Source organism: Tessaracoccus coleopterorum, from assembly GCF_011174705.1.
Classification (GTDB): domain Bacteria; phylum Actinomycetota; class Actinomycetes; order Propionibacteriales; family Propionibacteriaceae; genus Arachnia; species Arachnia coleopterorum.
In genome coordinates this window covers 923717-938085 of record NZ_JAANIJ010000001.1, presented here as the reverse complement: position 1 = coordinate 938085, position 14369 = coordinate 923717, and the positions used below count along the sequence as shown (strand labels likewise).

Below are 14369 nucleotides of genomic sequence, written 5' to 3'. Positions count from 1 at the left end.
CTTCTCGGTGTCGTCAGATCACGTGGTCAGTAGCGGTCGACAGTCGGGGCTCGGGGGTCGGGAGTACCTTACCCGCGGTGTTCTCCCACGCCTTCGCCCAGGCTCCGTCCTTGAACGACGCCTCGAGCGTGTCGTTGATGAAGGCGCGGAAGTCGTCGTCACCCTTCTTCAGGCCGATGCCGTAAGGCTCCTTGGTGAAGGTGTAGTCGACCACCTCGAACTCGTCACCGTTCTGGTCGACCAGGCCGGCCAGGATGACGTTGTCGGTGGTGAGGGCCTGCGCGTCGCCGCTGCGGATCGGCTCCAGGCAGTCGGAGTACTTGTCGACGGTGATCACCTTGTCGGTGAACTCCTTGATGTTCTTCTCTGAAGTCGAACCGGTCACCGTGCAGATGGTGTTGTCGCCGATGGTGTCGGTCGACGTGATGCCCGCAGGGTTGCCCTTCGGCACCAGGAACGACTGACCCGCGATGTAGTACGGGCCCGCGAAGTCGATGACTTCCTTGCGCTTGTCGTTGATCGTGTAGGTGGCGACGACGATGTCGACCTGCCCGTTCTGGATGAACGGCTCACGGTTCTGCGACACCGTCTCCACCCATTCGATCTTGTCTTCGGGATTCCCAGCCGCTTCGCGATGAGCTTGCCGATCTCGACGTCGAATCCGACGGGCGTGCCGTCCGGCCCCATCAGGCCGAACAATGGCTGATCGAACTTGGTGCCGATGGTGATCTTCTGGGCCGAGTTGAGTTTGGCCATCGTGCTTCCCTCGGGAAGTCGGTGGACGGGCCGGTGGTGTCGCCTCCGCACGCCGTCAATGCGACGGCGGTGAAGAGGGCGAGAGTACCGGCAGCGATCTTACTGAGCTTCATGTTTGCTCCTTCTGGTTCTCGCGTTCAGGCGAGGATCTTGGACAGGAAGTCCTTGGCTCGGTCGGTCTTGGGATTGGAGAAGAATTCCTCCGGGGTCGCCTGCTCGACGATGGCGCCGTCGCTCATGAAGACGACCCGGTCGGCGGCCTTCTTCGCGAAGCCCATCTCATGCGTCACGACGAGCATTGTCATGCCGCTTCGGGCGAGTTCGATCATGACGTCGAGGACCTCGTTGATCATCTCTGGGTCGAGGGCCGACGTCGGTTCGTCGAGCAGAATGACCTTGGGATCCATTGCCAGTGACCTGGCGATGGCGACGCGTTGCTGCTGACCGCCTGAGAGTTGGGCGGGCAGCTTGTTGGCGTGGTCGGCCACGCCGACGCGGGTGAGGAGTTCCATCGCACGCTTCTTTGCGTCCGCCTTCGACATCTTGAGCACACGGGTCGGCGCGAGCGTCACGTTCTCGAGCACGGTCTTGTGGGCGAACAGATTGAAGGACTGGAAAACCATGCCCACCTCGCTCCGCAGATGGGCGAGGGCCCTCCCTCCTCGGGAGGAGTTTGCCGTCGATGTGGATCTCGCCTGAGGTGATGGTCTCCAGGCGGTTGATCGAGCGGCAGAGGGTCGACTTGCCGGAGCCCGACGGTCCGATCACGATGACAACCTCACCGCGCTGGACATCGAGGTCGATGTCTTTGAGGACGTGATGTTCACCGAAGAACTTGTTCACGCCACGGACCTCGACCAGGGGCCTCTCGGTGGGGTGGTTGACATGTCGGAACACTAACAGCGGAAACGGTCGATTGACCGTTGAGTAGTGGAAAGTTGCAAGAACGTAACCAGCGTGAAATGTCCGATGATCAGGTTGAAACCCCTAGTCGGGGAGGGATCTATCCGCGTGCTTCTTCTCTGCCGTGCGTGACTTCACGCTCAGGTTCGCCTGGCATGCCTCATCGCTGTGACTTCCGGTGCCGGGAGCGGACGCCTCCGGCTCGCCGGGTTTGTCCACAGATCTGGGAGTTCGGGCTTGAAGTGCGCGGTTTGGTTGGTTGAATGGCCTCCCCGGTGACCAAAGGAGGTCCGGATGCAGCGTCGACTCGCTTCCCTGATCGCGCTGGCGTGCGCCTCGGCCCTGGTCGGGTGCGCGCCGTCCGATCCTCCGAGCCCCACCCCGAGTGTCACGAGTACCTCGCCGAGCGTCACGCCGACGCCGTCGCCCAGTCCGACGCCCACGCCCAGTCCGACGCCCACGGCTTTTCCGAGCTATCCGGCGACGTTGCCGACGGAGGACCCGATCACGGCCGCGGTGATCCACGGGTGGCAGGAGTACCAGAGGGTCTATGAGAAGTTCGCAGCGGACCCGTTCGGCACAAATGATCTGAACGAGACACAGCACGTGACGACTGGCGAAGAGGCCTCCCTGATCATCGAGCGGATCGCGGGCTTTCGAGAGGACCGTCTCCGATCGGGTGGAGGATTGTCCTTTCGAGACATTTCCGTCGCTGTTGGAGAATCAGGTGCTGATCCACGGACCGCAGTAGTTAGCTACTGCGTGGATCGGGGTGGCCTGCGGCTCTTCGAGGTTGATACCGGCACACAGGTGCCAGCCTCCGGGACCTTCACTGAGGAGAGCACCCTGCAGCTGCTGCCTGATGGGAGTTGGCGGGTCGCTCAAGTCCGAAATGAGCCGGTTACATGCTGACGAGGTTGCTTCTCAGCTGTCTCCTGGTTGCTGCGTTCCTTGTGGGTGTCGCTGCATCGGGGATAGCAGAGCAGGCGGAGGCTAAGAAGCTGTGCGCAAGTTGGGATACCCGTCGGGCGAAGTGTGTCACGGAGATCGAGGTCGAGGACGGTTCTGGCACAGGCGAAGAAGTCGACCAGGGGAGTTCAGGTGGACAAGCGGTTACTGGGACGGCATTAAGAGTCTGCGAGTATCAGGGCCGTGTGATCTCATGCACCACGGCGTTGGGCGTGTGGAGTGACTACGCCGACTCCTGGTGCAGACTGGCCGAGCCGCAGCCGCCGCGGGGCGACCCCGCCTGGGGTGGGCAGTCATCGGGCGCCATCTACGCCTGTTCGCGGGTCGGTTTTGACGGGCTCCCGGACCCCTGGAGCACCGTGCTCCGCTGGTTGCCGTCGGCTCCTGAGGCCCCGGATCCCGAGGAGCTCGCCAGGCGACTGCTCGCGAGCATCGACTTCGAGGCGCCCGAGATCGGGATGTTCCCGCGGGCCGACTCGCCCCAACGGATGGCCTACGTCGGCTGGCACACCTGGCTGTGGGCCGCGCCCTCATCGTCCTTGCAGTGGGGGCCGGTCTCCGATTCGATCTCGGAGGCGGGTGTGAGCGTGACCCTCACGGCGAAGGTGACGGGCCTGACCTGGGAGATGGGCAACGGCGACTCTGTGTCCTGTGGCAAGGGACACCCTGGAGTGCCGCGGCGACCGGCGGGCGCAACGTGGCCTCACCCGACTGCGGCTACGTCTATGCGGAGGATGGCCGCTACACGGTGACGGTGACATCCGACTGGGCCGTCGAATGGCAGGGCGGTGGCCGGTCAGGGTCGCTGCCATTCTCGTTGAGCCGCGACGCCGATGTGATCGTCGGCGAGATGCAGTCGGTGAACCGGTGAGAAGCCGCCGGCGCGACGAACGTGGGGTCAGCCTCTCGGTGTGGACGGCAGTCGCGATGCCCGCGTTCATCATCACGGTGGGGCTGGGCGTCGACTTCTCAGGCCATGCCGAGGCCGAGCAGGAGGCGCGGAGCATCGCGGCCGAGGCCGCACGGGCGGCTGCGCACGAGGTGATCATCACCGACGGCGGGCCCCGCCTGGACGTCGGCGCCGCCCGGCGCGCGGGTCAGGCATTCGCTGCGGATGCCGGGTACAGGGCCAGCGTCGAGGTCACCGGGGCGACCACCGCCCGGGTCACGATCTCGGGCGCATACCCGACCATCTTCCTCGGGCTGATAGGCGTCCAGACCATCGATTTCCAGGTTGCCTCGTCAGCTGCCGCAGTCAGCACCCTCAATGGGGAAGAGGCCTGACCAGCGTGCATTTCCGCTAGTCATCCACGCTTTGATTGAACGCGATACTACTTCGCCCACGGCGATCAGAGGCCAGTTGAGGGAATGACGACGGGGGTGCCCCGGTTGGTCGCAGATAACCGACAAGAGGACCCGTCATGACACAAGCACCCGCACGTCCAGTGAGGAATCAGGCCACCGGAGCCTGGGCCGATGGTGACAAGTCGCCTCTGAACGGCAACGAGGCCTTCAAGCAGGACGACGACGGACTCAACGTCCGCGCCCGCATCGAGGAGGTCTACTCGAAGGAGGGTTTCGCGGCCATCGCGCCCGACGATCTGCGGGGGAGGATGCGCTGGTGGGGCCTCTACACGCAGCGCCGTCCCGGGATCGACGGCGGCAAGACCGCCAGCCTGGCGCCCGAGGAACTGGACGACGAGTTCTTCATGATGCGGGTCCGCTCCGACGGGGAGCGCTCAGCAACGAGCAGCTCCGCACCATCGCGGGCATCTCCACCGAGTTCGCCCGCGACACCGCCGACATCAGCGACCGCCAGAACATCCAACTCCACTGGATCCGTGTGGAGGACGTGCCGGAGATCTGGCGTCGGCTCGAAGGCGTCGGTCTCACCACCGCTGAGGCCTGCGGTGACGTGCCGCGCGTGATTCTCGGTTCCCCGGTCGCAGGCATCGCAGCCAACGAGATCGTCGACGGTACACCGGCGGTGCGGGAGATCCTCGAGAAGTACATCGGCAACCCCGAGTTCTCCAACCTGCCCGCAAGTTCAAGACGGCGATCTCTGGAAGCCCGAACCTGGACATCGCCCACGAGATCAATGATGTGTCGTTCGTCGGCGTCGACCATCCCGAGCACGGCCCGGCTTCGATCTCTGGGTCGCAGGTGGGCTCTCCACCAACCCGATGTTCGCCAAGCGACTCGGCGCGTGGGTGCCGCTCGCCGAGGTGCCGGAGGTGTGGAAGGGCGTCGTCTCGATCTTCCGCGACTACGGCTACCGCCGCCTGCGCAACCGCGCCCGCCTCAAGTTTCTGATGGCCGACTGGGGCCCCGAGAAGTTCCGTGAGGTTCTCGAGACCGAGTACCTCGGACGGCCGCTGATCGACGGCCCGGCGCCCGACGCCACGGTCGTGCGACGCGACCACGTCGGCGTGCACCCCCAGAACGACGGGCTCTTCTGGGTTGGTGTGGCACCGGTCGCGGGCCGGGTCTCCGGCACCCGCCTCACCGAGATCGCCGACCTCGCCGCCCGCCACGCGTCGGGCCGCATCCGCCTTACACCGCACCAGAAGCTGCTCGTCCTCGACGTCCCCGAGGGTGCGGTCGAGGACCTCATCTCCGACCTCGACGCGCTCGGGCTCCCCGCGCGACCCTCCGAGTTCCGTCGCGGCGTCCTCGCCTGCACCGGCATCGAGTACTGCAAGCTCGCGCTGGTTGAGACCAAGGCCAGGGCCCGCACGATCATCGAGGAACTCGAGGCACGCCTACCCGACTTCGACGTGCCGTTCACGGTCCACGTCAACGGCTGCCCCAATGCCTGCGCCCGCACCCAGGTCGCCGACGTCGGCCTCAAGGGCATGGTTCAGAGCGACGCCGACGGCAACCTCACCGAGGTGTTCCAGGTGCACCTCGGCGGTGAGCTCGGCGCCAGCGCGCAGCTGGCCCGCAAGACGAGGGCGCTCAAGGTGGCGGCGGCCGACCTGCCCGACTACATCGAGCGCCTCGCAAGCACCTTCCTGGCCCAGCGCGAGGGGGACGAGTCGTTCGCCCACTGGGCACACCGGGCCGACGAGGACGACCTCCGATGAGCGCCGTCATCTACCACTGCCCTTTCTGCGCGGAGGAGGACCTCCGCCCCGTCGAGGAACCCCGCGGCGCCTGGCACTGCGTCGCCTGCGCACGGGTGTTCACCGTCACCCAGCACCGCATCGAGGATGCGGGCATCCCAGGACGGGTCCGCGAATCGGAGGAGGCAACATGACGACACGCGAACAGGCCGCCGAGGCCGCCGGTCGGTTCACCGCACTGGAGGCCGACCCCCGCTACCAGGGCCACCTCGGCAAGGTGGAACTCAGCCGCGAGGTGCTGCGCTGGGCGCGCGACACCTTCGGCGACGACGTCACCGCAGCGTCGTCCATGGGGGACGAGGTCCTGGTCGAGCTCATCGCCCAGTCGGCCCCGAGCTCGACGTGTTCTTCCTCGACACCGGATTCCACTTCCCGGAGACCATCGCCACCCGCGACCATTACGCGGGCCGCGTCCGGCTGCGCACCGTCCTTCCGCTCCTGAGCGTCGACGAACAGGCGGAGCGACACGGTCCGCGACTATACGAGCGCGACCCCGACCGCTGCTGCGCGCTGCGCAAGGTCGAGCCGCTGAACCGGGCCATCTCCGGGCATGCGGCCTGGGTTACCGGAATGCGCCGGGTGGATGCGCCGACCCGCACCGACATCACGCTGGTCGGATGGGACGACAAGCGCCAGATGGTCAAGATCAACCCCATCGCCGCCTGGGATGACGACGACGTCGAGCGCTTCGCGTTCGAGGAGGACGTCTTTCTCAACCCGATCCGTGAGCAGGGCTACCCGTCGATCGGATGCCAGCCGTGCACGCGGCCGGTCGCCGAGGGTGAGGACGCCCGGGCGGGCCGATGGGCAGGTAGGAACAAGACTGAATGCGGGCTCCACACATGAATGACAACTTCCTCGATCACCTCGACCATCTCGAGTCGGAGGCGATCCACATCTTCCGCGAGGTGGAGGGCGAGTTCGAGCGCCCCGTCATCCTGTTCAGCGGTGGCAAGGACTCGGTGGTGATGCTGCACCTTGCGCTCAAGGCGTTCGCGCCGGCGCCTCTGCCGTTCGCGCTGCTGCACGTCGACACCGGCCACAATTTCCCCGAGGTGCTCCATTACCGCGACGACACCGTCGCGCGGATCGGGGCGAGGCTCCACGTCGCGAAGGTGCAGGACTACATCGACGACGGCCGCCTCAGGGAGCGACCCGACGGTACCCGCAACCCCCTCCAGACCGTCCCCCTGCTCGACGCGATCGAGGTGGGCCGCTTCGACGCGGTCTTCGGAGGCGGACGGCGCGACGAGGAGAAGGCGCGTGCCAAGGAGCGGGTCTTCTCATTGCGCGACAGCTTCGGGGCCTGGGACCCGCGCCGTCAGCGGCCCGAGCTGTGGGACCTGTACAACGGGCGCCACGCCGTCGGTGAGCATGTGCGCGTGTTCCCGCTGTCGAACTGGACCGAGCTCGACGTGTGGCGCTACATCGAGCGTGAGAACATCGCCCTGCCGAGCCTCTACTACGCCCATCAGCGTGATGTGTTCCGCCGCGACGGCATGTGGCTGACCGCCGGTGAGTGGGGCGGCCCGAAGCCGACGGAGGAGGTGGAGAGCAGGATCGTTCGCTATCGCACGGTCGGCGACATGTCCTGCACGGGCGCCGTCGAATCCGACGCGTCCGACGTCGACGGCGTGATTCTCGAGGTCGCGGCCTCCCGCATCACCGAACGCGGGGCCACCCGCGCAGACGACCGCCTCTCCGAGGCGGCCATGGAAGACCGCAAGAAGCAGGGGTATTTCTGATGACGCACGATCTGCTGCGCCTCGCCACCGCAGGCTCCGTCGACGACGGCAAGTCGACGCTCGTCGGACGCCTCCTGTACGACACCAAGTCGGTGCTCGCCGACCAGTTGGACGCCGTCGCGCGCGTCTCCGAGGAGCGCGGCCAGGCCGCACCCGACCTCGCGCTGCTCACCGACGGCCTCCGCGCCGAGCGCGAGCAGGGCATCACCATCGACGTGGCCTACCGCTACTTCTCGACGGCCAACCGCTCCTACGTGCTCGCGGACACCCCCGGGCATGTCCAGTACACGCGCAACATGGTGACCGGGGCGTCGACCGCGGAGCTCGCGTTGATCCTTGTCGACGCCCGCCACGGGGTCGTGGAGCAGACGCGTCGCCACCTCGCCGTCACCGGTCTGCTGGGTGTGCGGCACGTCGCGGTCGCCGTCAACAAGATGGATCTGGTCGACTGGGACCGCGGCCGCTTCGACGCCATTGTCGCCGAGACGCGCGCCGTCGCCGCTCGCTTCGACATCGATGACGTGGTGGCGGTCCCGCTGTCGGCGCTGCTCGGCGACAACGTCGTCGACCGCTCCGGCAACACCGCCTGGTACGAGGGGCCGACCCTGCTGGAACACCTGGAGTCGGTCCCCGTCGGCACCGATCCGGCGACCCAGCCGCTGCGCCTCCCCGTCCAGGTCGTTCTGCGACCGCAGACACCGGGGCATCGCGACTACCGCGGTTACGCGGGCCGGATCCAGGCAGGCACGGTCGCCGTCGGCGATGACGTGACGGTGCTGCCATCGGGCCGCACCACCACGGTCGCCGGGATCGATCTGGGGCAGGCGGACGGCTCGGTCATCGAGCTCAACCGCGCGTTCGCGCCGCAGTCGGTCACCCTGCGGTTGGCCGACGATGTCGACGTGTCCCGCGGCGACCTGATCGCCTCGGCGGAGCAACCTGGGCACACCACCCGCACCGTCAGTGGGATGGTCTGCGTGCTCTCGGAGCGACCCATCCGTCCCCGCGACCGCGTCCTGCTCCGCGCGGGCACCCGAACCGTCCGGGCGTTGGTGGAGGAGATCCTCGACGAACTCGACATCGAAGCTGTCGAGTACAGCCGGGCGACCGGGCAGCTCGACCTGAACGACATCGGACGCGTGCGCATCAAGCTGGCCGACGCCCTGCCCATCGACGACTACCACGACCTGCGCCGCACGGGGGCCTTCCTCCTGATCGACGAGTCCGACGGCGCGACCCTCGCGGCCGGGATGGCCGACGCCCCGAGCGGTACGCCGGGCGGCCATCTGATGTATCCGCTGACGCTCGACCTCACCGGCAGGCGCGTCGTCGTGGTGGGCGGCGGCTGCGTCGCCACCCGACGGGTGCGCGGCCTGGTCGACGCGGGGGCCGCCGTGCAGGTGATCGCGCCGCAGATCACGGACCGACTCACCGGCTTGGTTGACGCGGGCCGCGTCCGCTGGTCGCGGCGGGCCTACCGGCAGGGCGACCTCGCCGATCCCGAACCCGCGTGGCTGGTTCACACCGCGACGGGGTGCGGGAGGTCGACGCGCTCGTAGCGTGGGAGGCGGCCGCCGCGAGGATCTGGTGCGTGAACGGGGCCGACCATCGGCGGTCGTCGGCCTGGACCCGGCCGTCGCCCGTGGCGAAGGGGAGGCCGACGGCATCGAGGTGGCAGTCACGGGCGGGGAGACCCGCGCCGTGCGGTGGCGGTGCGCGACGCGATCCGGGTACTGCTGGTTGAGGGGCGGCTCCCGCTCCGGAGGACCAGGCCGGTGGATGGACGCGCCGGGTCGCTCTGACCTGCCCATCTGCCATTCTAAGGGTTCTCAGGAAATTCTCAGGTTAAGGTAGTGGCATGCCGGACATAGTGTTGATCGCCCATGGATCGCCCGACCCGCGTCACGCCCGCGACGTTGAGGCGCTGACCGATGCCGTGCGCTCGCGGGTGCGGGCCGGCCGGGCCGTCGGCACGTGCTATCTCGATCACCACGAGCCGTCGGCCGACACCCTCGCACTTGAACTGTCCGGCCGGGCCGTCGCGGTGCCGCTGCTCCTCACCCCCGCCTACCACTCGAGGGTCGACGTGCCGCAGGCCGTCGAGAGGCTGCGGGTCGGGGGAGCTGACGTGCGGCTCGCTCCCACGCTCGGCCCCGACCAGCGCCTCCTTGACGCGTGCATCGAACTCCTTGCGGCCGACGGGCAGCAGGCCGACCCCGACACCGCGGTCGTCCTGTTCGCCGCTGGCTCGTCCGACAGTGCAGCTGTCGCCACCGTCTCCGAGACCATCGACAGCGCACCGCGTCAGGGATGGGGTACCTGGGACGTGGCCGCACTCGACGGTGGCCAGGCCGTGGAGGACGTGGTCGCCCGGCTGCAGCGCGGCCACGAGCGGGTGCTCGCTGTGAGCTTCATGGTCGCGGAGGGCATCCTGCGTGACCGGATGGATGACCGTTGCGCCTCCCTCGGCGTGCGGATGGTGCCCGGTGCGCTTGCCCGGACATCGGTGCTGGCAGACCTCGTCGTCGCGCGCACCTTAGGATGAGGCCGTGAGTCAGTTCGGTGATGTTGTCAACCTTCCCCTCCGACATGCAGGGAAGGTGCGTGAGCTGTACGACGTGACGTCAGACGGCGAGCCCGCCATCCTGATGGTGGCCACCGACAACATCTCTGCCTTCGATTTCGTGCTGACGACCCCGATCCCCGACAAGGGGCGATCCTGACACAGCTGTCCCTCTGGTGGTTCGAGCAGCTCGACGTGCCCAATCACGTCATCTCGACGCAGGTGCCTGAAGCTGTCGCGGGCCGCGCGACGGTTGTCGAGTCGCTCGAGATGGTCGAGGTTGAGTGCGTCGCCCGCGGCTACCTGACCGGCTCGGGCTGGGCCGAGTACCGCGAGAGCGGCACCGTCTGTGGGATCTCGCTGCCCGCCGGGCTGCGCGACGGCGACAAGCTGCCCGAACCGATCTTCACCCCCGCCATCAAGGCGAAGCTGGGCGAGCACGACGAGAACGTCGACTTCGCCACGATCGAGCGGCTCCACGGCGCCGAGCTCGCCGCCGAACTGCGTGATGTGACCCTCCGGCTGTACTCCGACGCGGAACGGATCGCGGCGGGGCGCGGCATCATCCTGGCCGACACCAAGTTCGAGTTCGGCCACCGCGCCGACGGCACCCTCGTGCTCGGCGATGAGGTGCTGACGCCCGACTCGTCCCGCTTCTGGGACGCGGAGGCGTGGGTGCCGGGCGGGGCGATCCCGAGCTTCGACAAGCAGTACGTGCGCGACTGGCTCGCCCACGAATCGGGTTGGGACAAGGCGTCCGACACGCCGCCCCCGGCGCTGCCAGAGGCCGTCGTGACGGCCACCCGCGATCGCTACCTCGAGGCTTACCGCCGGCTGACGGGCTCTGAGTTCGGCGTCTGACGGTCCCGCCTGAGCGTTGGGCTTCCTGCTGCGCCCGGGGTCTTGCTGTGCTCGGGTTCCTGGGCGGGGTCGGGTGTGCTCGTCGGGGTCGGCCTGTCGCAGTCGGTTGAGCCGGGCCGGGGCGTGGAACGGGTTCGCTGGCCCGTGATGCTGCTTGGTGTTGTCAAGGGTCGCCGTCGGGCGGTTGGTGATGAAACACCCCAGGCGACGGGCTGGCACTCAACCGCTGTCAGGTGGGCTCTGCTCGGGTCTCTGCGCCGGGTCGGGAGTGGTTTCGGCACGGCCCGGCGCTCCGCGCGGGGCCGGCTCAACCGACTGCTGTGGTCGGGCTTTTCTGCTGTACCGACTGCTGTGGTTGGGCTTCCTCCTGTGCCCGCGCCTCCTGCTGTGCCCGCGCTTCCTGCTGCGGTGGTGGTCCGCGCCGGGTCGGGCTGATCGTCGGGGTCGGCCAACAGCAGTCGGTTGAGCCGGGCCGGCGGCGAGGAACGGACGCCGCCCGTGTCGAAGCCACTCCCGTCGACGGGCAGGGGCTCGACCACAAGGCGTTTTGGCGACGGCGCTCGTTCGGCTGCGCTGCCGGGCCACCTGAGCAGTCGACGGATTCTTGGCAGCAACGACGGACCGGTCGACGCCGGGGAGTCTCGCTGCCGGGTCCCAGGTCCGCAGACCCCACCGCCACCGGGCAGCGCCGCAGCCCGTGCCGAAACCTCGCGAGTCAACCGCAGACCCGGCCACGGCCAATCGGGCCAGCAGGTCTGGCGTTGCACGGGTTCACCTGGCCTGTCCCCGACTTCGCGGTGGTCGGATTCTTGGCAGTAACGACGGACCGGTCGACGCCGGGGAGTCTCGCTGCCGGGTCCCAGGTCCGCAGACCCCACCGCCACCGGGCAGCGGCGCAGCCCGTGCTTCCCGCCGGTTGAGCCGGGCAAGGGCGCGGAGCGCTGCAGCCCACCGCCGCCGGTTGAGCCGGGCAAAGGCGCGAAGCGCCGCAGCCCGTGCCGAAACCTCTGGAGATGACCGCAGACCCGGCCACGGCGAACGGGTTCTCGGGTCAGGCCGTGAGGGCAGGTTGCCGTGCCCCGGGATCGGGGTTCGGTCGGGGTCGAGCCGTGCCGGGGAAGGAACGCCGGCATCCCGTGCTGATCGATCCGGACTTCCCATCGCTCCCGGCAGGGTCCCGCCCAGAGATTCGGTCTGGGGTCTGCCTGGTGGGTGGTGCATCCGGGGTGGTTCGACCAGTTTGTGGTGTTTCGGACACAGCAGGACCAGGTTCCCCAGGCAGGTCGGGCCGCCATCCCACCACGGAACCACATGGTGGGCTTCGCATTCGTGATCGGCCGCGTCGCAGCCGGGGAACGCACAGCCGCGGTCGCGGATGCTGAGCGCGAGGCGGATCTCATCGGAGACCAGCCGCCGCGTCCGGCCCAGATCCAACACCTCAGAGGCGGACCCGAGGACCACGGCGGTCAGGTCAGCGTCGCAGCACAGGCGCCGCAACTCGCCTGCGGGGATCTTCTGCCCCGACGGCAGCACTCCTGCCTGCTCAACCCGACGCCGCAGCGTCTCTTCGTCGAGGTGGACCACGACCCGGGCCCGGTCCTGCGCCACCCGCGCACCACCCGCAGCGACATGTCCGCGGATGATCGCCATGAACGCGTCCGCCGCCCGCTGCTCCGGAGTCACCTCAGGCCGCCCCACGCCTGTCGAGCGTCGATCGTCACGGGTGGCACGCTTCTCGGCCTCGACCCGCGCCTCGACCAGCCGCACGAGCTCGGCACCGTCGACGGCGGGGACCTGGCCGGAGAAATGGAGCGATCCGTCGTCGTAGTGGTACCGGAACGCCCGGTTCCGTTCCGCGCGACGCTGCTGCGCCTCGAGACGGGCCTGTTCCCGCTCCGCCGCATCAGCCTCCGACTCGGCCGGGTCCGCGACGTCCAGCGCTTCACCGGCGAGCCTTTTCAGGGCGTTGGTATCGAGCCGGGCCGCCTTCGCGACCAGGAACTCCGCCGCCCTGCCCTGCTGCTCCACAGTCAAACGGGACGGTAGATCGTCGAGCATCGCGGTGATACACGCGGCCTGCCTGGTCGAGACCGTCCCGTCCACAGCCGCCCGCCCGACCTCGGGATGTGCGGCAAGGTCGTGGCCGGCGAAGATGATCCCCGTTGCTTCGGCCTTTGTCGCCCGCCGGGTCGACTTCAACCAGATCACCATCGTCAGCCCCGTCACCGTCTCCGCGACCCTGCGCCGGTCCGCGTCGGAGACCGCAAGGGAGCGGGTCGCGAGCAGCTGGTCGATCAGCGCGTTGAGCCGCGCCAGCTGCTCGAGTTCATGCTGGGGCGATTCGAGGGTGTCGGATCCGGTGGAGTTCCACAGCTGCAGGCCTTGTTCCAGCCGCGCGATGGCTTCATCGCGGGTGCTCTGGAAAAGGGTGTCCGACATGGACCTACTCTAGCGCGTTCGTTTGCTGATTCAAAGCGTTTGAGCGAGCTGGTGTTGTCGGTATGGCTACGTGTGTTGTCCGAAGGTTCGAGGTGTTTTCTGCAGCCCGTAGGGTCTCTGGCGGGCAGTAGGTCCGTCCTGTTTGAATAGCACCGTATGGTGCCGGGGCAGCGGCCAAGGCGTGCTCAACCGTTCGGCCCTGCAGCCAGGACGCCCCGATCAGAGCCTCGATCCTGGCCTGATCTGCTTGGCCAATCGGACTTGCCCATCTCTCCATGGGCCCGGCAGTGCAGAGCTGTCAGGTGGGCGGCGTCGGTAGAGGGTGCTGGTGGGGCGGGTCAGTCGAGGGCCCCGCTGGAGCGGCGCACCACCAGCTCGGGCCTGAGCACGATGCGACGATGCACATGCTCCCCGCCGGACGCGTGCTCGAACAGTAACTGGGCCGCCATCCGGCCCATCTCCCTCGTCGGCTGCCGCACCGTCGTCAACGGGACGATCCAGTTGGCCGCGAAGTCGATGTCGTCGTAGCCGACCACCGCAACGTCTTCGGGAACCCGGACCCCGGCCCTCGTGAACCGTCGGTACAGGCCGAACGCGAGCATGTCGTTGCCGCAGAGGATCCCTGTGCAGTGGGGCCCGAGGCCAGAAGTTCGTCCGCGGAGTGCTCTCCGGAGGCGACGCCGATGCCCTCGGAGCGCAGCACCCGCAGGGCCGTCGGGTCGAGGCCCGCCGCGGCCATCTCCTCCCGGATGCCGGCGATGCGTTGCTCGAACTGGCGCAGATCGGGCAGGCCGCCCACGAAGGCCAGGTCGGTGTGACCGAGGCCGATCAGGTGCCGCGCCGCCTGCCTGCCACCGTCGACGTGGTCGACCACCACCGAGCAGGGATGCTCGGGGCTCTCGTAGTCGATCAGGACGAGCGGGACCCCCGCCTCCTGCTCAGTCGATGGGGTTCCGCCGCCCGAGGGTGTCACCAGCGCGCCGACCACGCGCTGCGCCGCCAGCATCT

Annotated in this window: 11 protein-coding genes and 5 pseudogenes; 12 read left to right on the top strand and 4 right to left on the bottom strand. The window is 68.1% G+C overall.

Annotated elements, in window-relative coordinates; genetic code table 11:
• Positions 1-13: 13 nt before the first annotated feature.
• Positions 14-595 carry a transporter substrate-binding domain-containing protein gene (locus G7085_RS24490; protein ID WP_331715501.1) on the bottom strand — a complete coding sequence of 194 codons (582 nt, stop codon included), beginning with the start codon at positions 593-595 and terminating at the stop codon, positions 14-16.
• 298 nt (positions 596-893) lie between these two features.
• Positions 894-1617, bottom strand: a pseudogene (locus tag G7085_RS05845) (amino acid ABC transporter ATP-binding protein).
• A gap of 1223 nt (positions 1618-2840) precedes the next feature.
• Between G7085_RS05845 and G7085_RS05840 the strand changes: the two are divergent.
• The 12 genes and pseudogenes from G7085_RS05840 to G7085_RS05800 all read left to right on the top strand — a co-directional run.
• Complete coding sequence (locus G7085_RS05840; protein ID WP_197510254.1) at positions 2841-3380, top strand: hypothetical protein; 540 nt, start codon at positions 2841-2843, stop codon at positions 3378-3380.
• Positions 3381-3537: 157 nt separating this feature from the next.
• A complete protein-coding gene (locus tag G7085_RS05835) occupies positions 3538-3912 on the top strand; it encodes a pilus assembly protein TadG-related protein (protein ID WP_197510253.1) in 375 nt (124 codons plus the stop codon).
• A 337-nt stretch (positions 3913-4249) separates the two neighbouring features.
• Positions 4250-4447, top strand: a pseudogene (locus tag G7085_RS32150) (hypothetical protein); the annotation flags it as partial.
• Positions 4448-4686: 239 nt separating this feature from the next.
• Positions 4687-4940 (top strand): annotated as a pseudogene (locus tag G7085_RS32145) (nitrite/sulfite reductase); the annotation flags it as partial.
• Positions 4941-5714, top strand: coding sequence for a nitrite/sulfite reductase (locus G7085_RS32140; RefSeq protein WP_331715933.1), 774 nt, complete (start codon positions 4941-4943; stop codon positions 5712-5714).
• Positions 5711-5887 carry a hypothetical protein gene (locus G7085_RS05825; protein ID WP_197510252.1) on the top strand — a complete coding sequence of 59 codons (177 nt, stop codon included), beginning with the start codon at positions 5711-5713 and terminating at the stop codon, positions 5885-5887. Before G7085_RS32140 ends, G7085_RS05825 begins: the two co-directional genes overlap by 4 nt.
• Positions 5884-6195 carry an adenine nucleotide alpha hydrolase family protein gene (locus tag G7085_RS32135; protein ID WP_331715500.1) on the top strand — a complete coding sequence of 104 codons (312 nt, stop codon included), beginning with the start codon at positions 5884-5886 and terminating at the stop codon, positions 6193-6195. The genes G7085_RS05825 and G7085_RS32135 overlap by 4 nt, the downstream gene beginning before the upstream one ends.
• A complete protein-coding gene (locus tag G7085_RS05820) occupies positions 6096-6599 on the top strand; it encodes a phosphoadenylyl-sulfate reductase (protein ID WP_331715499.1) in 504 nt (167 codons plus the stop codon). The genes G7085_RS32135 and G7085_RS05820 overlap by 100 nt, the downstream gene beginning before the upstream one ends.
• On the top strand, positions 6596-7498 hold the full coding sequence (gene cysD, locus G7085_RS05815) for a sulfate adenylyltransferase subunit CysD (protein ID WP_231979275.1): 903 nt from the start codon (positions 6596-6598) through the stop codon (positions 7496-7498). Before G7085_RS05820 ends, cysD begins: the two co-directional genes overlap by 4 nt.
• Positions 7498-9057 (top strand): GTP-binding protein, encoded by a 1560-nt coding sequence (locus tag G7085_RS05810; protein WP_197510250.1) that lies wholly within the window; start codon positions 7498-7500, stop codon positions 9055-9057. The genes cysD and G7085_RS05810 overlap by 1 nt, the downstream gene beginning before the upstream one ends.
• Before the next feature lie 299 nt (positions 9058-9356).
• A complete protein-coding gene (locus tag G7085_RS05805) occupies positions 9357-10043 on the top strand; it encodes a sirohydrochlorin chelatase (RefSeq protein ID WP_231979274.1) in 687 nt (228 codons plus the stop codon).
• A gap of 4 nt (positions 10044-10047) precedes the next feature.
• A pseudogene (locus G7085_RS05800) lies at positions 10048-10904 on the top strand (phosphoribosylaminoimidazolesuccinocarboxamide synthase); the annotation flags it as partial.
• 789 nt (positions 10905-11693) lie between these two features.
• Here G7085_RS05800 and G7085_RS05795 read toward each other — a convergent pair.
• Entirely contained in the window at positions 11694-13361 is a 1668-nt protein-coding gene (locus G7085_RS05795) for an HNH endonuclease signature motif containing protein (RefSeq protein WP_197510248.1), read from the bottom strand.
• A gap of 338 nt (positions 13362-13699) precedes the next feature.
• Positions 13700-14367: pseudogene (locus G7085_RS32130) on the bottom strand (LacI family DNA-binding transcriptional regulator).
• Positions 14368-14369 lie beyond the last annotated feature (2 nt).

What these genes read in the sequence shown, in the direction of transcription:
- G7085_RS05805 (WP_231979274.1), top strand. Translation starts at nt 9,357, where the DNA reads ATGCCGGACATAGTGTTGATCGCCCATGGATCGCCCGACCCGCGTCAC.
- G7085_RS05795 (WP_197510248.1), bottom strand. Translation starts at nt 13,361, where the DNA reads ATGTCGGACACCCTTTTCCAGAGCACCCGCGATGAAGCCATCGCGCGG.
- G7085_RS32135 (WP_331715500.1), top strand. Translation starts at nt 5,884, where the DNA reads ATGACGACACGCGAACAGGCCGCCGAGGCCGCCGGTCGGTTCACCGCA.
- G7085_RS05810 (WP_197510250.1), top strand. Translation starts at nt 7,498, where the DNA reads ATGACGCACGATCTGCTGCGCCTCGCCACCGCAGGCTCCGTCGACGAC.
- cysD (WP_231979275.1), top strand. Translation starts at nt 6,596, where the DNA reads ATGAATGACAACTTCCTCGATCACCTCGACCATCTCGAGTCGGAGGCG.
- G7085_RS32140 (WP_331715933.1), top strand. Translation starts at nt 4,941, where the DNA reads ATGGCCGACTGGGGCCCCGAGAAGTTCCGTGAGGTTCTCGAGACCGAG.
- G7085_RS05825 (WP_197510252.1), top strand. Translation starts at nt 5,711, where the DNA reads ATGAGCGCCGTCATCTACCACTGCCCTTTCTGCGCGGAGGAGGACCTC.